At 39.8% G+C, this 22,207-nt stretch carries 18 protein-coding genes; 8 read left to right on the forward strand and 10 right to left on the reverse strand.

Annotated elements, in window-relative coordinates; all coding sequences use genetic code 11:
- A complete protein-coding gene (locus D1367_RS22600; RefSeq protein WP_118168351.1) occupies positions 1-1,026 on the reverse strand; it encodes a response regulator in 1,026 nt (341 codons plus the stop codon).
- Entirely contained in the window at positions 1,014-1,214 is a 201-nt protein-coding gene (locus tag D1367_RS22605; protein ID WP_118168352.1) for a hypothetical protein, read from the reverse strand. Before D1367_RS22605 ends, D1367_RS22600 begins: the two co-directional genes overlap by 13 nt.
- Positions 1,215-1,788: 574 nt before the next feature.
- Between D1367_RS22605 and D1367_RS22610 the strand changes: the two genes are divergently transcribed.
- A complete protein-coding gene (locus tag D1367_RS22610) occupies positions 1,789-2,049 on the forward strand; it encodes a CRR7 family NDH-1 assembly protein (RefSeq protein WP_118168353.1) in 261 nt (86 codons plus the stop codon).
- Between the two features lie 311 nt (positions 2,050-2,360).
- Here the strand turns inward: D1367_RS22610 and D1367_RS22615 are convergent, their stop codons facing one another.
- Positions 2,361-2,930 carry a DUF2854 domain-containing protein gene (locus D1367_RS22615; RefSeq protein WP_118168354.1) on the reverse strand — a complete coding sequence of 190 codons (570 nt, stop codon included), beginning with the start codon at positions 2,928-2,930 and terminating at the stop codon, positions 2,361-2,363.
- A 600-nt stretch (positions 2,931-3,530) separates the two neighbouring features.
- Here D1367_RS22615 and D1367_RS31145 point away from each other — a divergent pair.
- Complete coding sequence (locus D1367_RS31145) at positions 3,531-3,704, forward strand: hypothetical protein (RefSeq protein ID WP_181984929.1); 174 nt, start codon at positions 3,531-3,533, stop codon at positions 3,702-3,704.
- 129 nt (positions 3,705-3,833) lie between these two features.
- Here the strand turns inward: D1367_RS31145 and D1367_RS22620 are convergent, their stop codons facing one another.
- The gene (locus tag D1367_RS22620; RefSeq protein WP_118168355.1) at positions 3,834-4,250 is read right to left on the reverse strand and encodes a response regulator; all 417 of its coding nucleotides are present in this window, start codon (positions 4,248-4,250) and stop codon (positions 3,834-3,836) included.
- Positions 4,251-4,293: 43 nt separating this feature from the next.
- On the opposite strand from D1367_RS22620, the gene D1367_RS31150 reads away from it, so the two are divergent.
- On the forward strand, positions 4,294-4,500 hold the full coding sequence (locus D1367_RS31150) for a hypothetical protein (protein WP_118168356.1): 207 nt from the start codon (positions 4,294-4,296) through the stop codon (positions 4,498-4,500).
- Between the two features lie 46 nt (positions 4,501-4,546).
- Here D1367_RS31150 and ppk1 read toward each other — a convergent pair whose 3' ends face one another.
- On the reverse strand, positions 4,547-6,727 hold the full coding sequence (gene ppk1 / locus D1367_RS22630; protein ID WP_118168358.1) for a polyphosphate kinase 1: 2,181 nt from the start codon (positions 6,725-6,727) through the stop codon (positions 4,547-4,549).
- Positions 6,728-7,538: 811 nt separating this feature from the next.
- Between ppk1 and D1367_RS22635 the strand changes: the two genes are divergently transcribed.
- Entirely contained in the window at positions 7,539-7,988 is a 450-nt protein-coding gene (locus tag D1367_RS22635; RefSeq protein WP_118168360.1) for a hypothetical protein, read from the forward strand.
- 1,195 nt (positions 7,989-9,183) lie between these two features.
- A complete protein-coding gene (locus D1367_RS22640) occupies positions 9,184-9,621 on the forward strand; it encodes a hypothetical protein (protein ID WP_118168362.1) in 438 nt (145 codons plus the stop codon).
- Positions 9,622-9,740: 119 nt separating this feature from the next.
- Here D1367_RS22640 and D1367_RS22645 read toward each other — a convergent pair whose 3' ends face one another.
- The gene (locus D1367_RS22645; RefSeq protein WP_228674771.1) at positions 9,741-12,701 is read right to left on the reverse strand and encodes a hypothetical protein; all 2,961 of its coding nucleotides are present in this window, start codon (positions 12,699-12,701) and stop codon (positions 9,741-9,743) included.
- A 334-nt stretch (positions 12,702-13,035) separates the two neighbouring features.
- Between D1367_RS22645 and D1367_RS22650 the strand changes: the two genes are divergently transcribed.
- Both D1367_RS22650 and D1367_RS22655 read left to right on the forward strand, forming a co-directional pair.
- Positions 13,036-14,508 (forward strand): sensor histidine kinase, encoded by a 1,473-nt coding sequence (locus D1367_RS22650; protein WP_118168366.1) that lies wholly within the window; start codon positions 13,036-13,038, stop codon positions 14,506-14,508.
- A 473-nt stretch (positions 14,509-14,981) separates the two neighbouring features.
- Positions 14,982-15,692, forward strand: coding sequence for a hypothetical protein (locus D1367_RS22655; RefSeq protein ID WP_118168368.1), 711 nt, complete (start codon positions 14,982-14,984; stop codon positions 15,690-15,692).
- A gap of 515 nt (positions 15,693-16,207) precedes the next feature.
- Here D1367_RS22655 and D1367_RS22660 read toward each other — a convergent pair.
- Both D1367_RS22660 and D1367_RS22665 read right to left on the reverse strand, forming a co-directional pair.
- Entirely contained in the window at positions 16,208-17,293 is a 1,086-nt protein-coding gene (locus D1367_RS22660) for a tetratricopeptide repeat protein (protein ID WP_181984930.1), read from the reverse strand.
- 106 nt (positions 17,294-17,399) lie between these two features.
- On the reverse strand, positions 17,400-18,017 hold the full coding sequence (locus D1367_RS22665) for a sigma-70 family RNA polymerase sigma factor (RefSeq protein WP_118168370.1): 618 nt from the start codon (positions 18,015-18,017) through the stop codon (positions 17,400-17,402).
- 196 nt (positions 18,018-18,213) lie between these two features.
- Between D1367_RS22665 and D1367_RS22670 the strand changes: the two genes are divergently transcribed.
- The gene (locus tag D1367_RS22670) at positions 18,214-18,810 is read left to right on the forward strand and encodes a glyoxalase-like domain protein (protein WP_118168372.1); all 597 of its coding nucleotides are present in this window, start codon (positions 18,214-18,216) and stop codon (positions 18,808-18,810) included.
- Between the two features lie 656 nt (positions 18,811-19,466).
- On the opposite strand, the gene D1367_RS22675 is transcribed toward D1367_RS22670, so the two are convergent.
- Both D1367_RS22675 and D1367_RS22680 read right to left on the reverse strand, forming a co-directional pair.
- Positions 19,467-20,975, reverse strand: coding sequence for a beta-barrel domain-containing protein (locus D1367_RS22675; RefSeq protein WP_118168374.1), 1,509 nt, complete (start codon positions 20,973-20,975; stop codon positions 19,467-19,469).
- A gap of 71 nt (positions 20,976-21,046) precedes the next feature.
- Entirely contained in the window at positions 21,047-21,922 is an 876-nt protein-coding gene (locus D1367_RS22680; protein ID WP_118168376.1) for an SDR family oxidoreductase, read from the reverse strand.
- Between the last annotated feature and the right edge of the window lie 285 nt (positions 21,923-22,207).

Below are 22,207 nucleotides of genomic sequence, written 5' to 3' on the forward strand. Positions count from 1 at the left end.
TTAAAAACTTGAGACAAAGCGATCGCGCCCCCCGGTCTTTGCTTGGTAGAGTGCTTTATCTGCCTGCACAATCAAATCTGAAGGTGAGGATTCCCAAGTGGGAACAACAGTAGCCACGCCCATACTTAGCGTGACATACTGACTCACCGCAGATCCATCGTGAACAATTCGCAAATCTTTGATTCCCTCTTGTATCGCTGCGGCAACGTGAACTGCGCCAGATGCAGGGGTGTATGGCATAATCACAGCAAATTCTTCGCCACCATAACGCGCTACTAAATCCTGATTTTTTTGCGCCTTGAGGCTTAATAAAGCACCTACCTTTTGTAAACAGACATCCCCAGCCGGATGACCATATTTATCGTTGTAAAACTTAAAATAGTCGATATCACACAAAATCATTGACAGGGGACACTCCTCTTGTGCCAGATTAATCCACTGAGTATTGAGATAATCGTCAAAACGGCGACGATTTGCCAACTCAGTTAAGCCATCTACATTGGCGAGGTGGTGCAAAGCTTGGTTTGCCGCCTCTAACTGTTTGTAGATTTGCGCTTGCTGTAGCAGGCGACGCAATCGCTGGCGCAATACAGGCCAGTGAATTGGCTTAGTGACATAATCAGTCGCCCCTGCTTCAAAAGCACGGTCTACAGATTCTTCATCATCCAAGGATGTGATCATCAATATGGGAGTGCGCTCCCATATCTTAGAGATCACCGTATTATTAAGGCTTGAGTCAGTATCAAAGGTTGCAAGGGCTGAGATTAAATTATTCCTAGCAATCTGGAGTAAGTGCTTACAGCAGGTAAAACCATCCATCACAGGCATTACAGCATCTAGCAAAACTATATCCGGTTTGATAGTCTCGTAAGCATCTAAACATTGCTTACCATCATTGGCCTCGACCACTCGATAACCTTCTTGTTCCATAGCTTTACGTAACAAGACTCGGATGGTCTTGTCATCATCAGCTACTAGAATCAGTGGTGGTTGCTTAGAAACAGAAAATGGAGTTATGCCTGACATGAGTTGCTTTCCACTTGCAGAACTATTCTGAAAAAGGCTGTGCAACTCAATCGCATGGGAGCGATCGCTCTTTTCATCAATGCCAGGATTTGCGGCAAAGGTATGTCTGGCTTCACAATCAACTGTTTTTTGACAAGAGAGGCTCTTGCGTTACTGAGCCAAGCAAGCGGTAGATAACTAAGTTGCATAGACAATCTATAATTGGAACACGAAGGCAATTCTTACCTTTTTGTTCGCCTATGGTTAGGGGAGGAAATCTTACTTTTATATTTCCCCATTGTTAAAGTCAAATTACGATTTTTTTTAAAATTGCAAATGTAAACCTTAATGATTTAGTTCTGTAGTTAGTTTAGAAACCTAACGATACAGGACAAAGCAATTATAAAACTGCGCTCAGAAGATAGTTAAGACTAAATATTTATATCACTTGACTCAAATTTATTTAGTCTATTCGACAAGGGTTACAAATGTCTAGTCTAATTACTATAGACTAGACATTTCCCTTGGTACAAAGCTTTATTGTCGAGTCATTCTGGGTTAATGAAATAATTAAAAACTCTTATTTAATTCCGATATATTTTAGATCAATTAAAATTGATAGTTATTTATTATAACAACCAGTAGTTTAATAGCTAATATTCTATAAAATTAGATATGCTAAATTAAGAGTTATTGAACAATTAAATCTGACAATTACTTCAGAATTAAGATATAACTTTCATCTACAAATCAAAACCTATTTACATTCACTAAATCTTTCAAATGCCAGACTCATTAATGTATCACCAAGATCACTTTGTTGTTCTAGAAACAAATCAACCAGAACAATTCCTGACCCAATCAGAGTTATTAGAAAAGCTCAAAATAACTCTCCAACAACTCGTAATTCAAGATTTGCCGCCTGACTTGCAAAAGTTTGATACTGCGGAAGCTCAAGCACAATATTTACTTGACACCACTTGCGAATTAGATATTGCTCCTGGGCAATATTTGCAGTGGTATGCAGTCCGGTTAGAAAAGTAATTTTTTGGTTAGCGTTTCACGGTATGTGGAAAACCTCTCTCTAAATCTCTCTCCTAAGAGGAGAGAGACTTTGAATTTTCCCCCTAACCGAGCCGGGAAAGGCGTTAGGGGGTTAGGTGAATCGTTAGCTTTTCCACATAACGTGAAAAGTCAGGCGTTTGATTCAGGATTGCTACATAAAAGAATCGAGTTTGGGTAACGATAATTTTTGTTCTTGACTATTAGACATCTCCAGAAATTAATTATGCGTTACCTGAAAACCTTTTAGAGACGTTGCAATTGCTAGTCTCTACATTGGTTTTCGGAGATGTCTATTGACTACTGACTAATGACTCTTTTTGAGTATTGATCAGTGCTAGCTCAATTGTATTTTCTGATGGCTGCGTTATTTCAACCTCCAATCCAGGGCCAAAATAGTTGGTCATTTTTTCCTGCTTTTTTTGCCAGACATCAATTGGTATTAGCGGTGAATCAAATTCTAAAATTAGGGCATAGTTGCCATTGACTTCTGCTTCTCGCAAGCCTGTGACTGTTGGTCGTTCCTGATCTGAGGGACTCAAACCCAGAAAAGAAAGTGTTGTATCTAGATGAGCATCTTGACCGTAAGAATATCGGGTGATGTCTTTGCGAATTTTATTTTGAGTATCAGTTGCTTGCTGTTGGCGCAATATCAATGCTGACGGTGACGTAGTTTGGGTAAAGGGTACTGGCTTGAGTTCATTAGCTTTCAGCGCCAATCCTCCTAACAATAGAGGAATTCCGTAAAAAAATCCGACAAGATTTAATGTGGCATTATTAGCACCATAGGCGACGAAACCCATAATGGTTAATATGCCGCCGATGGTTAAACCGAGTGTTCCCAAAGAGATTTGGCGTAGCATGAGCTTAAATTAATATAAATTCTGAATACCTCAGTTTTATTATCATCGGCTATGAATAACTAATTAGGGAAGAACATCCTTCCTAGACAGTAGTATTCAACCAACTCAAAATTGCTAGGTTAAGACTGATACGCTAAGAAGTCAAGGGGTTCTGCCTTTTTTATATAGCGGTTCTTATTCAGATGCGTTACAACATTACATCACGAGGTGTAGGGTCTTGTCTTTGCCCATTGGTGTCAACTTAACCAGAAACTTCTTTAAAACCTCGTTTCCAGCCTCTGGCTGGAAATGCTCTTCAATTGGGCTGCTGCTGCAAGTCTTGAGGCTCCGCCTCAATGAGGGGCATTCCCAGTCGGAGACTGGGAACGAGACAAGGGCGTATTATTGCCCCAGAATTTTGGATTTTGAGTTAACTTAAAATTTAAAGGTAGTTAAAACAATTCGCAATTCGCAATGACGCTCGAAGACTCGCTAACGCTGCGCTAACGCAATTCGCAATTACGTTTTGTGACAGGGATTTAGACCCCGACACAAAACGCGCTGCTTGATAGAACCAGGGGACTTAAACCCCTACCACTTGTTAAAGATAGGAAAAAAATAATGGATTTACAGACTATAAAAGAACGAATTGTCGCAGTTCAAAGCAAACGCGAGTACCTGTTAGGTCTACTGGAGCAACCAAATTTGGGAACTTTGAGAGTTGACGTAAATCAGGCTTTGGAAGAACTGGATGAATTAATTGATGAATTTAGACGCACTATTCCGGTAGAGTAGAAATTATCAAAAATTGCGTCGGTTTAACCCTCAACTTTAGGTTATACCGACGCTTTTCAGTACTATCATCTCCTCAAATCCCCAGAATTTAACTAAGTGTGAGTTAGCGAAGCAACATAGCTGTATAATTTATCCTGCAACTGAACCATCTCCTGCACGCTGACCTAACTGCCTAACTAAGGCAATAAGTTCGCTTGTAGGTACATCTTTCTTGCAAATGTTATCAAAGTTTGACATTGCCTTTGTACCGTGAAAATTTAGGTCTTCCACTGAGGAGTAACCAAGGATCTGGGTGTTCGGAGATATAGTTTTAATTTGACTAGACGCACTCCAGCCATCCATTACTGGCATCTGTAAATCTAGAACAATTACGTCAGGATGGCAACGTTTAACCATTTCTATAGCTTCTTCACCATTACTGGCTAAACCTACTACTTGAATATTCTCCTGGCAAGAAAAAACTAATTGTAAGGTTAAACGAGTCAGTTCGTGGTCATCAACTACTAGAACACGCAAGGTAGAAAGCTCACAGGATAACATTAACATTTAGGGAAAAGACGAAATTATTTCAGAACAGCCTCTCTAGTTTATGGGAACAAATGGCAGCACTGACTCTATCCTATGGTTGAATAACTTGTGTGAATCCATAACAAAAAACTTAGATAATACCGATTCAATTAATGATTGCAACACATCCTTGGGTAAAGACGCGATGAATCGCGTCTCTACAAATGGTGTATTTGTCGCATTCTTTTTTGAAATTGGTATAACTTCTCAAAAAAATCAAGTTTTCTAAAAAAAACTAAGTTGAGCTAGTTGTCAAGGTATAAGTAACTTATTTTTTAATCAATCAGGTTTGAGGCTGCACCACTTGAGCGTAATGCCATATTCATGAGAATTTTTTGTGAATTAGCTTCTGGAGAATCATCATAAGGACGCCGTTGAATGTAAGTGCCGTCAGCTTGTAATTCCCAAGCTTGGCGATTATCTGCGAGCATAATTCCCATAATTTCTTGCAAATCTTTAGCAATATCAGGGTCTTTCACTGGGGTAATTACTTCTACGCGGCGATCTAAATTGCGGCGCATCCAGTCGGCGCTGCCGATATAGATTTCTTCTTGTGTATTGTTATGAAAATAATAAATCCGAGAATGTTCTAAAAAGCGACCGATAATGCTGATTATGCGAATGTTTTCACTAATGTCTTTGAGTCCTGGGCGCAAACAGCAAACGCCCCTGATAATTAAGTCGATTTGTACTCCGGCGCGGGAAGCTTCGTATAAAGTGGCGATAATTTCTGGATCGACTAGAGAATTCATTTTGGCAACAATGCGTCCAGAAAATCCATTTTGAACATTTTCGATTTCGCGGCGAATGAGTGCCAAAAAGCGATCGCGCATATTCACAGGTGCAACCAGCAACTCTCGATAAGACTTTTGCAGGGAGTAGCCTGTCAAGAAATTAAATAAATCTGTGATGTCAGCACCTAATTCTTCACGACAACTAAATAATCCCAAATCTGTATACAGCCGTGCCGTTTTGGGGTTATAATTACCAGTGCCAATATGCACGTAGCGGCGTATCCGGTCTTTTTCCCGCCGTACTACCATGACGGTTTTGCTATGGGTTTTCAGCCCCACTAAACCATAGACAACATGAACTCCAACTCTTTCTAGGCGTTTTGCCCAGTAAATATTATTCTCCTCATCAAATCGCGCCTTTAATTCCACCAGCACGGATACCTGTTTATCATTTTCGGCCGCGGCAATTAAGGCGTTGACGATGGGCGAGTCACCAGAAGTCCGGTAGAGGGTCATCTTGATGGCTAACACATTCGGATCGTAGGCAGCATGGGTAATAAAGCGCACCACTGTAGCCGAAAAAGATTGATAGGGATGGTGTACTAGTAAATCCTTTTCTCGAATCACAGCAAAAAAGTCTTTTCCTTCGTCCGTCTCCAGGGTATCTGGGTCTAAACTCGGTTCTCTCAGTCTTTGCAGGCGTAATGGTACAACAGATTGGCGTGGTGGATCTTTGAGTTCTGGCAATGGCAAGGACATAAAATACATCAAATCCCGCAGTCCCAAAAGACCATCTACTTCGTAGAGATCGCTTTCTGTTAATTCCAAATCATGCAATAATCGCGATCGCACTATTTCAGGAGTCTGAGATTGAATTTCTAGCCGGACAGGACTTCCACCCAAGCGCCGTTTTCGCAATTCCTGTTCGATCGCTAACAATAAATCATCTGCTTCATCTTCTTCTAAGACCAAATCGGCATCACGAGTAATGCGGAACGGATGATATTCTTGAATATTCATCCCTGGAAATAGAGATTCCAAGTTATGAGCGATCGCTTGTTCTAAAGGTACACCAGTCCAGTGGGCAGGTTTTTCGTTGTTCTGATCTCCCAACTCCGGCGGTATGGGTAAAAATCGGGGGAGAACACTGGGGACTTTAACTCTGGCAAATAATTCTTCTTCGGTGTCTGGGTTTTTGACCACAACAGCCAGATTCAGACTGAGATTAGAAATAAAAGGAAAGGGATGACTAGGATCGACAGCCAGAGGAGTCAAAACTGGAAAGACTTGTTCCTCAAAATAACTGTTGAGATGAGTCCGTTGTTTTTGATTCAAATCTATGTAATCCAGAATATGGATGCCATGATTTACTAGTAGAGGACGAAGTACTTGCTCAAAATGTTGATGCTCTTTCTTTACAAGAGGAGTCAGGGTAGACCGAATATCGTCTAACTGTTGTTGTGGTGTCCGACCATCAGGAGTCAACAGGGTAACTTTCGCCTCTACTTGTTGCTTTAAACCAGCAACCCGCACCATGAAAAACTCATCTAAATTAGAGTTGAAGATTCCCAAAAACTTCAGGCGTTCTAGAAGAGGCGTGCGATCGTCGCAGGCTTCATGTAATACTCTGCCATTAAATTCTAGCCAGCTTAACTCTCGGTTAAGATAATATTGTGGATCGTTTAAATTGATGGGATTAGCGCTTTTTTTAGATTTTGCCATAATGACTTAAAGGCAGGCAGATATAGCCCATTGAAGTGGGGGACAATAAATATAGTAAGTTAAATGGGGCTTGAGCATAACGCTGAGGCGATCGCTAATAGCATCTGTTAGGACTGGTGCCAAATTTCAGCTTTAAGGGACTGACAACAAATAAATTACCCAATCTTGTGGGGTGGGCATCTTGCCGCTCCGATTATGCAACTTATAGCTATTTTCAGCTAAATAGACCACGCGGTAGGGGCACAGCATTGCTGTGCCCTTACGACAAATGTGGTTCAAATACATGAAAACTGCTGTAAATGCCGATTAGTTTATTAGCCTCGGAATTGATTCCGAGGTGGGATAGCAACGAAGCGGGAGATTGAAAAAATGTGGGTAATATCCAGACTTAAAATCCTGGACATTCAATTTCTCATAAAAATACACTTAAGATTTAGCAAATATATGACATAGGCATTTCTGAAAATTTTTGACTGATTATTAAGCAAAGTTTACAGAGAGTTTGGGTATTAGAGGCGGTCTAAAGCCGTACTTGCGGTATTTTTTGGAGTTGCTTTTCCAAATATAAAAGTTTGTATGTATTACTACAAATGCAATACAGGCATTAATTAGGCAAAAGGTTGCTGTATCTCTAATTTTATTAAGATTTTGATGCTGCTGTCTTAGATCCTAAACTAACAATTTTTTCTCTTAGTTTTTTTAAACTATCACCGTCTAAATTTTTTAAAATCCAGTATTTTTACTGAAATGATACTCAGGGTTCAAGGTTATATTGAGAACGTAAAGATAACAACTGAGGAGTTTGTTAATCATGAAAATATCTTCAATTCTCAAAGGAAGCATTTGTGTATTAGGTTTGGTTGGTGCTGGTAATTTCTTCGCAGCACCTGCAAACGCAGGAGATGCTGCTGCTCGTGCTGCTGTTACAGTTAGCAGAGCTGATGGTGCTACTCAATCCGTTAGCGGTGAGGTGGTGCTACCTAGTGGTTTATATTTCCTAGGAGCAACACCTGCTACTCAAACTTTATTAGTTACGCCTGTGATAGCTACTCCAGGTACTACTACTGAAAGCATAACAACTCTAGCACTTAGCGCAGGAACTCCTACAGCCATCCCAACTGGTGGAACCATTCAAGGAGTCATTATTGATATCCTCCAAGGTGATAATGCTGTCACTGGCAGTAACGCTGCAAGCATTCAAGATGCATCAGCGATTATCAAAGCCGCTGGTGGAGTCAATGGCTTGGGTGGTTTAGAATAGACTTGTTTTTGCCTCACAGAAAATAACGGTAGTGTAAAAATCTATCGGCTTCTAGCCTAGATGCTTTTACACCTCGCGTTGATTTTCAGTGTCTTTTTGGGTATTGCTTGAAGAAGCATTACCAGCAGTGGAGACAAAATCACTGTAATATCCCCACGCTAGGCATTTGCATCAAAATATTTGGTAATAGGCTAATCAACTTTCTGACTCACTCCCCTTTATCTCTATCAATAGTTTTTATACTGGATAAGGTAGAGAGCCAGTGAGACGTGACAGATTGAGTAAAAAATACAGCACCTTGAACGTAGTTGAGGGGCTGTATTTTCACAAATATCCACTAAATTACAAAAAAAACCTGGTTTATTCAATAAACCAGGTTTTTGATATTTGTTTAAATAGACATCTGGTGAAATACTGTTCGGTTAAGCCTAATAAATAACTCCAATGTAGGTTGGGTTGAGGAACGAAACCCAACATTATCGAGGTTTTGTTAGGTTTCACTTCGTTCAAATCCAACCTACAAATTTTCTTAACCGAGCAGTATTGACATCTGGTGAAATTAAATATGCGTTATCCAGAACCCTTGTAGAAACGTAGCACCGCTAAGTCTCTACATTCTTTTTCACTCCTATGTCTAAGAGGATGTTTTAAAAGTCCTTTTATCGGTAGCAAAACGTTCTAAATCCCCCTAAATCCCCCTTAAAAAGGGGGACTTTCATTCCGGTTCCCCCCTTTTTAAGCTACGGTGTACACACAAGTTATCAAATCGCTACCAGTCCTCGAATTACCCCACCCTAACCCTCCCCTTGTAAAGGGGAGGGAACCGGATTTTTCTTGTTTCCCCCCTTTACAAGGGGGGATTAAGGGGGGTAATTCGACTTGTGTGTACACCGTAGCCTTTTTAAGGGGGGTTAGGGGGAATCTAGAAGTGCCGAAAATCACATCAAACTACTTTTAAAACATCATCTAAAATATACTTCACGAAATCTTTTAAATTAGAGTTTCGCCACATCACCCCAGCCACAAACCCAGATTGTTCAAGAATTTGGGTGTTTTTTTATTGGGTTTATTACTCTTTTAATTTCTAAGTGTCAATACTTATACCAGATTTTAGTAGTCTAGGAATCAAATTTGCTCATAAGTTACAGCTATATTGCTCATGCAAATCTAAAAGAGCATGAGGAGTGGATGATTCATGTATAGCGTGTTTCGTCAATTGCCTGTAACTATACAAAGAAGTATTTACTTGCTGGGTTTTATCAGTGTAGGTAATTTTATTGCAGCGCCAGCATATTCACAACAAGCTGTAGCGCGTGGTGCTGTTTCTATAGTTTCACCTTCCGGTGCTTATCAAAGTGTTAGTGGTGAACTGTCCTTCCCCGTTAGTAATTTTTTAACTTCCGGCACAAACACAACTTTAACAATAACGCCTATTTTTGCAAATATTGGAGCAACTAATGAAAGAATAACTTCTTTATCTCTCACAATAAGCACACCCACAGACATAGCAACAATCAATAACAATTCACTTATTAATCCAATACAAACAGTCAATAATCCAATATCAATTATCGATGCAGCATCTCTCATTCAGACCATCAACAACACTAATAGCTTAGGGGCTTTGGAATAGTTTCAAAGCCTCTCCCCCACAGGGGGAGAGGTTTGGAAGTGGGGTAAAAATCCGTGGCGCGAAACGAGAAATCAAGACTTATATATTTTTCTTTTTTCGTATGAAACCACCCTGCTTGCTTAAAATCGATAACCACCTTTAATTTGCATATCAAATCCATTTTCGCCTGTACCAACTTGAGATTCTAAAAAAATATTATTATCGGTAAAGTTATATCTAAAAATAACTCCGTAGTTTAAGCCAGATACACGGCTACTTAAACCTATATTCCTTGTAGCGGAATTTTTAATATAAGCACCAACAGAAAAATTAGTACCGAGTCTTTGTAAACTCTGTAATTCATAGAAAATTTCTTTACCTAACTCTATGTTTGTATTAATATTAAAACCTGTACTAGTACTAAAATCCCCATTAAACAGTCCTAGAAGTTCTCCATTTCCATTATTTTGAACAAAAGCTATAGCAGGCGCTAAAGAAAAGCTGAAATTTCTTTCTTGATGATTAAAGTAATAGCTTAAAACAGTAGATAAAGGATTATTGCTATTCGATGCACTATTCCAGTCAATTTTTAAGGATGGTATATGAGTATTGATAGCTACAGGTCTTTTATTTGAGTCTAACTGGACATGAGTTTTAATATAGTTAACCAGAACATTAGCATATATGCCCATAGATGGTTCAGCTAACCCTAAATTATTATTAGAAACTCCTGGCGCTGAGTTAGCATTTATGTTAAACCAAGTTCCCAAGCTAGCACTATAGTTTAAATCACCAGCCGAACCTGCTGTTAACAACTCAACTGATGGTAAAGATAGATAACCATTAAAACTTTTATAAGTCACACCTATGAGATCAACTCTGGTAAGCTCAAAATAATCGAATGCTAAATCAAATGTTCGGACTGGAATTGGTACTAAAGTATTGTCTCCCGAACTAAAACGTTGGACAAATTGTTGACCTTGGGAGTTAGTCAAAATAACTTCAGCAGCACTAGATTCGTTAATGGGACTAATGCCAGTATTATTTAAAGGTATTTGACCTCCTATGAAACTCAGAGGGCCAAATTTTTTATTAGAAAGTCTGACGCTTGAAAAGAAGGTATCACCTGGGTCTAAAAGTTCAATGTCTTTTTGTAAAAATTGGACTGCGCGTTTGTAATTTCCGGTTCTTATTTGCAATATCCTAGAATTATTGGGAGTAATTTTACTTGGAAGTGTGAAAGTTCCAGATACCTGTTCTAGACCACTAACTGCATTAGAATAGGCTAAAGTGCTATTCAGTCTGTTATTGATTTGTCTTCTTTGATTTGGTGTAGCCTTTGTATTTAAGGGAACAAAACCTTCTCCGTTTTTAAAGCTTTGTCGCGCTTCTGCTATACTTTTGTCAATATTATCTATTTTAATTGCTTCAAAAATTCCTCCTAATGCCAGTCCTAAAGTAGAATTAGCTGTTTGTGTGCCATCAATACTTAAGTCACTTAAATTAGCTGTAATAGAGAATCCTGGACTAGCAAAAATATTAGAATAAGTCGCACTAATTTTTTCTGGATCATATTGAATAATGCTGCGATTATGAGGATAGTTAACATATAATCTGTGCCAATTATAATTTTTTTGTGTTTCTGATAGTACTTCAAATACAGGCGCTCTTTTCCCGAAAGATATCCATAATAAAGAATTAAGATAATGTAAGTCTCTCTCAACTGGTGTCAGGTAAGGATTGACTGCTATATTCAACAAATCAAAATTATCAAATTTGTTAAGCTGGGCAATCTTAATACCTGGTGTTGAAGACACAGGAGCAGTAAAACCAAAACCTTCACCCGTCAAGATATTACCCCATAAAATCCCAGCCGATTCTAAAACAGAATCAGGAATAATTTCGCCTAGTTTGAGTTTAACATTTCCCTCATCTAACAGAGGTTTTAAATCCGTAGTCGGAAAGCCTTGGATAATTAGAGGGGTATTAGTAGCATCTAATAATTTGAATAAAGCTCCGCCACCGTCACTGCTAAACGTGGAACCACTACCAAGAATTGGTGTAGGATTTTTCAGAATTGTGACATTAGGATTGTCAGGATTAATTCCGCTATTAATTATCACTTTACCAGCAGGTACTCCTTCAGGATTAATTAGCTGTCCTGCGATAGAAATTACCGAAAAGTTATTAAGTTCAGCTTTGCCAATTAAATCCTGAAAATTCACAGGTAAACTAACAATATATTGTAATCCCCAAAATCCTTGGGTTGATGTCATATTTTGGATACTGTAACTTTCAGAGCCTTTACCTTGGGAAATAATACCTATTTGTGTACCTTTAGTTTCAACTACTAATCTATTCTGATCAAGAAGCCAATAAAACTGATCAGCTTTAGGAAATTTAGCATAAGTAAATTTCTCAATAAACTGATTGTCTTCAGAAAATCTGACACTTGTATCGGTATCTATATAATTTTCATCTTGATTTGGCTTAAATAATTGAGGTGAAAAAGTCAACCTATCTGTTGGATTAACAATCCACGGATACCTATTAGCACTAAATGTTAGAGCATCAATAATAATTTTTTTTTGATTTGCTTGTTGTTGCTTTTTAGCTTGACGGAGTTTTTCTATTAGTAATTGTTGCGTTGTTGTATGTGGTTTCTGTTCATTTGAAATTGATGGTTTAGTTGTATCTGGTTTAGATTCATTCTCATCTTCCTCAGGTGGCTTAGGAGGTTCTACTTTATATTTTTCAATTGGAATAACATCAGCTATAGTGAATCTACTGAACCGTTTAGTTTTATACAAGTTTGATTTAGCGTTTTTTAAAGCCTCTTTTAATAGTGCTTGGCTTTGGTATTTATCTACTTTATCGAAATAATTTAAACTTTTACTACCATGATTTGCACTATCATTTAATGTTACTGTAACCTTATTCTTGTTGTCTATATTTAAAGCGCTTGCAGATAATTCAATAAATAGAAATTTATAGAAAATTGTTGAGGATAACAAACATACAATCAGAAGTTTTGCATTTTTTTTGAATCTCATTAGGGAGATTTTGAGATTTTTATGACTTGTTTTTTTTATAATATTCACAATACAACCCGTTGTTTAGTAAACTGCTTGGCATTGGCTAATGTCACAAAATAATCATTATTTAATACTTAAACTTCGGATTTATTATTAGTTTTTTTGATTTGATGCGTTCAACCATTTTTCAGTAAATTCTAGATAGCCAAAATTTTTTTGATTTCTAATACTGTAAGTAAGGAATAAAATAGGATTAAGCAGATTTACTGCAACAAGAGTTTAATTCTTGCTCAAAAATTCAACCTCAGCAAAATCACCACAACTAAAAAGTTGAGCTATTATTTAACCGTATAAATACGTAATTCGAGGATATTCAATCAAAAAAGTGGAGTAAAAAAATATGTTTCAAGCTACTCGTCGCCGTCTCGCCATTTGGTATACTACTGTCACTGCTGTATTACTACTACTGTTTGCCAGTGGCGTTTATTTATACGTCCGCAGTACACTTATTGAGCGCATTGACGATACCCTTAACCATGTAGTAGAAATAGTAGAGCGCTGTCTAACAACAAGCCGTTGTGCGTCTACACTGATATTTGAGCCAATTAATGCTGATGCAGATAAATTTCGCATTAATAATCTAGAAACCAGTTTTCGTGATAACACCGACACCTTAGAAGATGACCACATTGACCTAGAATGGTTTAGTCCGACTGGTGAATTACTTTGGTCAACGCTATCTGAACCCTTAAATATTCCCCTTCATGCCAACCGCACTGGTGAAACTGTGCCCGTAGTTAAGGGAGATAATGAAAATTCCAAATTCAAGACGCCATTAATCACGTCTCTACCTTCACCACTGTTATTGCGGCAAGTTACCCAACGGGTGGAAGTGGGGCGGCAAGTATTAGGATATCTGCGTGTTAGTCATCCCTGGTTTGAAGTCACTAAACCCAGTCGCCAGTTAATTTTTGATTTGGCGCTAGGTATTGGGTTAATGGTGCTTTCTGTGGGTGCAAGTGGTTGGTTTCTTTCGGGTAAAGCAATGGAACCTGTAGGCGAGTCTTATCAACGCCTCAAACAATTTACTGCTGATGCTTCTCATGAACTTAGAAGTCCTATTACTTTGATTCAAACAAATGTGCAAGTCGCCCTTGCTGACTTGGATTTAGCAGAGACAGAAACGACTAATTCTTTGCAGTATCGACAACAGTTAAAGGTGGTGGAACGGTTAACGCAGCGTTTGGGTAAGTTAGTTAATGACTTATTGTTTTTAGCACGACAGGATAGTGGTATTAGCAAAGATATCTTTTCACCTTGTCCGCTAGATGCCTTGCTGATAGAAGTGGTTGAAGAACAACAATTGTTAGTCCCTGAAAAAAAAATAGCTCTTTCTCTAGACTTAGTTGATCCTCCAGCTTCCGAAACTAGCCCGGAATTATTGGAAAATTGGTTTACCCTTGTGGGCAATTGGGATCAACTGGTGCGGCTGTTCACAAATTTGATTGCTAACGCCTTGCATTACACACCAGCCGGTGGACGGGTGAAAGTTGAATTGGCGCGGATAGAGGGAATAAATCGCGTTTCTGGACTACGTTATACCAGCGCCCAGTTGCAAGTTAAAGTGATTGATACTGGAGTGGGAATTCCATCAGTTGCACTACCACGCTTGTTTGACCGCTTTTATCGGGTAGATCCGGCACGGACTCATACAACTGGGAATACAGCTACAGCCGGTGCTACTGGTTCAGGATTGGGATTAGCGATCGCTCAAGCTATTGTCGAACATCACCAGGGTCATATTCAAGTTGAAAGCACTCAAGGTATTGGCACTACGTTTACTGTCACTTTACCAATAACTCTTGAGTCTTAATTCGGCAATAAATATTTGTTTCCTGTGATAGATGTAGAAAAATAAATAAATTACTTTATAACTAATTTATATAACAACGGTTAAGACAACAGACGCGATAAATCGCCGTCTCTACAAAGGACTGAATTATTGTAAAGACGGTGATTTATCGTGTCTTTGCGATTAGCGGCGTGTCATTAAAAAACCTTATCCGAACTGTATTGTGCCCTCCCGTTGCCAAAGGGAGGGGTTGGGGGTGGGGTGCAATGACTTTGGTTAGCATAACTAATTATGGGGACATGATATTACTCACTATGTTCAGCCTTATGAATGAAATATTTATGTCTAGTTTTAGATCATTATCCAGTCTCTAGTTAGATATAAAAAATAGATATCTTGTTTAAGATAATTTATATGTAGATAAGCTGATTTAAACATCATTTTTTTTTGCTTTTTTTTAAAAAAGATAATTTGATGTTTTGCTAGGAGTCACTATGAATATGAAGTCTCAAAATTTTCGCAAGTCTGCTGAGTTATTTGGTGCTGTTTTTGGGGGATTACTGATTAGTTTGCCAGCAATTCCTCAAGCACTAGCACAACAATCAGTAGCACAAGAATCTATTCCCAAAGTTAACCCTTGTCCGAGAATTTTTTATGAAGAACCACATAACACTCGCGTTGTAGTACCACAGGGATGTCCTCCCAATGCGCTAACTCAAAGACTAGCTGCTCAAGGGCTTCTTCCCGTCTCTGCTACGCCATCACAAGAGCAAATAAGATTGGGTGTAGGTGGTGAAGCTGCACAACCAGCCCCAAATCCTCAAACTCAACAGCCTTCAACAGGAACGGTTTCCACTGAGCAACCACTAGTACAACCACGGCAAACCCCCAGCACGACGATCGCACTGGCAAATGGTACTGTTAATGTCAGGTTGGTAAATGACACTGCCGCTAATGTAACTTACCAAGTAATTGGCGATACGGCACCGCGATCGCTACAAGGTAAGTCTTATGTAACACTACAAGGTCTACAAGCACCAGTAACAGTGACATTTGAACGAGAAGATGGCGGACAGTTGATAGTAACTCCACAACCCTCGTCAGAATCAGGAAGCTTGGAAGTTAGATTTAATGAAGCTACGAATGCGGCACAGGGTAGAAGCGCTTTGAGAATTGAACGAAACGGTTCAGTGTTTTTGAATTAGAAATAGTTAGGAGTTAGGAGTTAGGAGTTTAGAAATAGTTAGGAGTTATAGCGGTTCTCGTTTACGTGAGGTACACACGTAGGGGCACGGCACTGCCGTGCCCTTAGGGACTTCCAACAAATAAATTACCCAATCTTGTGGGGTGGGCAACATGAGCGCCCATATACAAGGGTTCTCGTGTCGCCCACCCCACAAGAAGTAGTTGAGTATTTTTTTATTTGGAAGTCCTTTACACCTCGCGATATAATGTTGTACCGCACCTGAATGGGAACCGCTATAGGAGTTTAGAGATAGTTAGGAGTTAGGAGTGAAGAGTGAGGAGTTAGTTATTAGTTACAGCAGATTGCAAGTTGGTGAGGTACAGATAATTGTAAGGGCATGGCAGTGCCATGCCCCTACGGGTGTACCTCATTTACCTAAAATACGCTGTATATGGTAGTGCGTTAGGCTAAAGCCATAATACACTGTACAAAAGATTTACTCCTAACTTATAACTCCTAACTCAAAACTTCTATTCACCGTTGAAGCATTTTAGTTAGCTGATCCAACAATTGCACTTCTTGTTTGCTGTCTTCCAATGTTCGCGCCAGTATAATTGCCCTTTCGTAAAAATTCCGAGCAGTTAGATAATTACCTTGTTGCTTGTATAACTGAGCGTAAGACTCAAAAGATTTTAATTCTTCTCGCAAATTTTGCAATTCTTTAGCGAGTGTTAAACGTTGCTCTAGTAAATCAAAAGCTCGTTCATAGCGTCCGACAGCAGTGTGAGCAGTAACTAAACCGTCAATTGCCCGTAATTCATTAGTGCGATCGCGGTTTGTTTTTGCTATCCGCATTGCTGCCCCATAAGTGCCAATGGTATCTTGATAATTTCCAGATGCTAAGTAAGCATCTCCTAAATTATTTAAGGTATTTGCTTCACCGACGGCATCGCCAGTCTGACGGCGAAAAATTAAAGCATTTTCATACAATTTAATTGCCTTAAATTTAATTGCCTTATTATAATCTCCCAACCTGGCAGTTACTAATCCCAAATTACTTAAAGATAGCCCTTCTCCTTCAATGTTTTTGACACCGTGAGCAATTGCGAGTGCATCTTCAACAGAATTCCTGGCAGCAGCAAATTCTCCTTGTTGCAAGAAAAATGTACCGATATTATTTAGCACAAAAATCTGAGATTGGAAGTCTTTAGTATCACGAGCGATCGCTAATCCTCTTCTTAACGCATCTTCCGCTTCTTTTAAACTACCTAGCTGCACATAAGCCTTAGCAAGCAAATTGTAAGTTAGTCCTTGTGCTTTCAGGTCGCCAATTGCGTGATATAATTCCAATGCCCGCAAGCAAGACGCAATTGTTTTATCGGCATATCCTGAAGCGTATTGTTTCTCACCGATACGCAACAAGCTATCTGCTTTATCTCTTGATTGTCCCCCAACGGAACTATTTATTGGACGGTGGATTTGCTGCGTAATATCAACCGCACCCGCAGCTATGGGACTCAGCAAAAAAGTAAACAGTAAAAAGCCCTGTAAAAGTATTTGGAGACGAGAAATCACACCTACGTAAACTAATAGCCTGGGAAATACAAGCCGTTGTTTCATAAAAATTACCCCTATTGCGGGTTTAAGTAGAAGGTCTAAGAAAAAGTTTTAATTTTTTAATTGAAGACAAACAATATACGCATTTACACTTAAGTTATGATTGCGCTCAATCTTCCCCAAAGTATATAGCGCGGATATCTGTGGGTAATTTGTCCTCTAGCATACGATAGCCTTCCTGGAGAAAATCGGCTACTTCGTTAGGGGCGATCGCTTCTCCTTCGGCTTGCAGATAAGCAGCAATTCTAGTTTCACTCCAGTGGAAAGTTTGAGCCATTAACACGATTAATCGTAAAACTGGTGGTAGTTGGTCTAATGCCTGTTGTACATAGCACCATAATGGCGGCGAAGTAGCTTGCAAAGAATAATGAATTGATTCTGTGGGTGGTACTTTAATATCGTTAATACAGAAAGCTGTCATATTAATTAACCAATTTTGCATGGTTAAAGTTTCCTCGCCTGATTCAGAGGCGGTTAAATTTAGTCCACCGAGTTCGTAGTAGATATGTCGCCAGGTGAGGGCAAACAGATAATCTGCCTGCACAGGCGATCGCGCCGAATGCCGAATTAAGGTATACACTATGGGACTATAGCGGCAAAAAATCACCGTGAAGTACTTTCCGGCATCTGGATTTTGCTGAAACAGAGTCAGTAGTTCATGGTCACTGTGATGGAACAGCGACTTCACCAAGGGGTGATTAGCTTCGGGAAAATGAGGAATTTGCACAAGCCTTTGAGTTGATAGTTGTTAAAATAGTTTTGGGAATTGAACTCCCGTAGCTAATCGCATAATATCTTGGTGTTGTCCAGTTTGTAGCCCAAACTCAGACTAGTTGAATATTGATAAACTAGAAACAAAGACTTAATTTTAGTCTTAATCGACAATCATAAAATCGGCTCCCTTATAGAATCCTTATTTGTTCATGGTTATAGCAGTTAGTGTGATATCGTTCCTGCTCAGTCCCCTTACATTAGGCTCCTTTCTGCCTTCCCTGCCCTTAGATAGCCTGTTCTCCACCCAAGGCATTATGGTGATGCTGCTAGCAGCTTACGCTGGCGCAATGTGGATGTTTCTCACCAGTGCCCCAAAAGTACACACTGTAATGGTGTCGGATTTGGAGATTGCCCGACAGTTGTATGAAGGGCTGCTAGATTTGCCAGCAGCTGAGGTGCCATTGCACTACTACTACAATTACGAACAAACTATCGGCACAACTGGCATTGATCCACTATATATGTCTACTGGGCCGAGCTTGTCTAGCAAAATGATGAATAATGCCAACGATGGGCTGTGGTATCAATTGAAGAAAAACACCCAGCTACATGTCATTACTGGCGCGAGTTTAGGTAGCAAAAATCAGCAACGCCACGTTTGTTTTGATCACGACTGTCTGGAAATGATTTTAATGCGAGTTGAAGTGCGCGGTTTGAAATTCAAGATTCGCAACCAGAAGCCCCTGAATTTTTTGGTCAAGGACTATGAAGGGCGCGTGATTGAGGTGGCTGAAGTAGCGAATTAGTTGTTAGATTTTAGATTATTTTAGGTTGGGTGGTGCGTAGCTTGCCATATAGGCATCGCACCACCCAATATTTTTTAAGTCAATACGGTTCAGTTAAGGATTTTTGGTACTAATTTTAGACCTGTAGAGACGCGAAATTTCGCGTCTTTACCAAGGTTTTTGGGCTTAACTGAACTGTATTGTTTTTTAAGTAGCTAGTACCGCAAGGCGGAATTCAAAATTCACGCATTCAAAATTCAAAATTAAGACAGAGTAAGCGTTCCGTTGATTTTGAATGGTCTGTTTATTTACGCCGCGCTGTACTAGGTAAATAAATCAAAGTTTGTAGTGAGAACTTTAGTTCTGATAAACCTTGCTATAGCAATCCGATTTGATTTCTGAATCACTTGTAGAGGTAAGGGACTGGGGATTGGGGACTGGGGACTGGGAAGAAAGAATAAAGGTGTACTGAGTTTTGTTCAAAAATCAAATATGAGTCCTATATGAGCCAATACGGTTTAGTTAAGGATAATCGTAGGTTGGGTTGAACTTTAGTGTTACCCAACAAATCACCGAAAATGTTGGGTTTCGTTCCTCAACCCAACCTACTCAGTTTAAGGTTTTTGGCGCTAACCCAAGCGTATTGTGCTATGAGCGATGAATCGCTCACTACAAACCTACCTAACTGAAAATGCCTCGCTGAACCGCCGCGTCACAGGCTCAGTGATGAATGTCAAAATTGATTTTTTCCGAGTCACAATTTCACCTGAAGCAGACATACCTGGTGTAAATTCTACTTCTTGACCCCGGACGTTAACTGAGTGTTTACTTAGCTTAATTCTGGTGGGAAAAACTAAGCCTAATTCTTTATCAACAATTGCATTCGGACTGACTTGCGTAACTTCCCCATTCACAGTGCCAAATTCCTGGAAGGGGAAAGTTGCCATTTTTACTTTTGCCTTCATTCCTTCACGAATAAACCCAATATCACGGTTGAGAACTTTCACCTCTAGAAGCATTTCTTCCCCTTCCGGCAAAATTGACAGCAATTCTTCACCTGATTGCACTGGCCCCTTGGTGGCTTTAACTCTGTAAATTGTACCGGCAACGGGAGCTTCAATGGTTTCTAAAGCTTGTTGCTTCCTTGCTTGTTCTAATTGACCTTGAACAGTTGTCAGTTCTTCTTTACGCTTGTTGAATTGGGTCAAAATTTCGCTTTGGCGTTCTGATGCTACACGCTGCGCCTGACTGCGTGCAGCATTATAAGCTTGTTCTGCTTGGCGAATTTCTTGGACTTGGGCAGCAATATCTTTTTCTAATGATGTGACTTTATCTTGAGCCTCTGTGATTTTATTCTGGGCGTTAGTCACTTCATCTTGCGATCTAGTGATTTCTGTCTTTGCACGAGTTAATCTTTCTTGGGCATCCAAGTAATCGACACGAGGTACTGCACCAGGAGTCATTAGGGTTCGTAAGCTTTTTTCCCTTTGTTCTGCAAGGGCCAAATTACTTTCAATTTTAATTCGGATGCTATCTGCATTGGCAAGGTTAGTTTTGGCATTGCCAACGCTGCTTTTGGCATTCACTAAGTTGTCTTGCAACCGAGTCAAGCGGACTTTGGCTTGATCTATGAGTGATTGTTGGCGATTTGCTTCTGCTTCCGCCCCTGCTTGCCGCGCTTGGAAGTCTTGCAGGCGAGAACTTAAAAGTTCATCTTGCAGTTTCGTCCCAGCAGTTTTGCCTCCGGTGCGTTCTGCATCCAAACGTTGCAAATCGTCCTGAATCAATCTAGAAGATTTGACTAGGCGGGAAACATCGGTTATTTGCAAGTCTGGATCTTTTTGAACCAGAATTTGACCTTTAGTAACGCGATCGCCTTCTTTAACTTTAACAGCAACAATTGACCCCCCACCCAAGGATGTCACCGGTCTTACCTGTGCAGAAGCAATTAATTCCCCTGGTGCTGTTGCTACTTCATCTATTTGCGAAAAGTACGCCCAAGCGATCGTTCCAAATACGATAACGCTCATCGTTCCCGCTAATAATCTCGTGTACAGGGGTGGCAATTCCTGTACCGCCTTCCCCAATTCATAAGTGAGTTGTTCCTCTGGTTGGGCGAATCGCTCTTTTGTCTGACGTGCTTGAGCAGCATTTACCATATATTTTTGTCCTTTGTCATTTGTCATTTGTCATTCGTCATTTGTCCAAAGTCCAATAGTTATTCACTAATGACCAATGACTAATGACTAATGACTATTCAAACTGCTAGATAACGCCGCAAAAAACTTTCTAATGTCTCCAACTGGAAGTTATAAATTGCTTCTAAATTGGCAATTTCATCTTTTGTACAGAAAAATTCATTTGCTAGCAATGTGCGATAAGTTCCCAAAGTTTTTTGGATTTGAGGATTAATTAAACCCAATGCACTTTGTAACCCATCAATGGCAAATAGTGGTGAGTTAATTATTACTGGCTGTTTATTGAAGATCCGGCCAAAAATCCGGGGAATATCTTCTCGTAATAAAATGTCTGGCCCTCCCACTGGTAAAATCTGGTTACGAGCGCCTTCAACTGTCACAGAATCCACCACTATCTTTGCCAAATCATCGGTACTGACAATTGAGGTACGGTTTTTGCGATCGCCAATTAACAAATACAATCCCGTTTGCCGAAATTGTTCTACTAGTGGCAGCAAGTTAGATGCTAATCCAGATGGGCGTAAAATAGTGTAATTTAAGCCACTAGCTGACAAATATCGTTCTACTGCTCGTTTGGCTTTAAATACAGGAGCATCTTCATATCCGCGATCGGCTCCTAGTACGGAAATAAAGACAAAATGCTCAACGCCATTGGCTTTGGCTTGGTCAATGAGTTCAATATTGGCGCGGTAATCTAAAGATAGGGCATCGCTATCAGAACCGTGGGCGCTGATAACATACTTGACACCCCGACTAGCTTTCTGGATATCTCTGTCTTCTAGCAAATCACCGATAAAGATTTCTGCGCCCCGGTGTTCTAACTCGCTATAGCGCGAAGTCAGGCGGACAAATGCCCTTACAGACTGTTCTCGTTGCCGTAGCAGTCGCACAACTCTGCGACCGATTCCTCCCGTTGCTCCAGTTATTAGAAACATATAAATACCTAAATTGAATAGTTACAGGGTTTATATAGCGGTTAGCTCGTTTGTATGCAATACACTTTGACCTCACTTCCATTCCTCTCTCTTTTTAGGAGAGAGGCTTTGAATCTTCCTTCCTGCTACTAGGGAAGGGGTTGGGGGTTAGGCATTGGTGTCAACTTAACGTAAAAGCCAGTCTAGAACAAGCTTTTAGAGATTACCTCTTATCTCATTTATCTCGTTCCCAGTCTCAGACTGGGAATGCCCATCCTTGAGGCTCCGCCTCCCGAACTCGCGGCA

Source organism: Nostoc sphaeroides, assembly GCF_003443655.1.
In the GTDB taxonomy this organism is placed as follows: Bacteria; Cyanobacteriota; Cyanobacteriia; order Cyanobacteriales; family Nostocaceae; genus Nostoc; species Nostoc sphaeroides.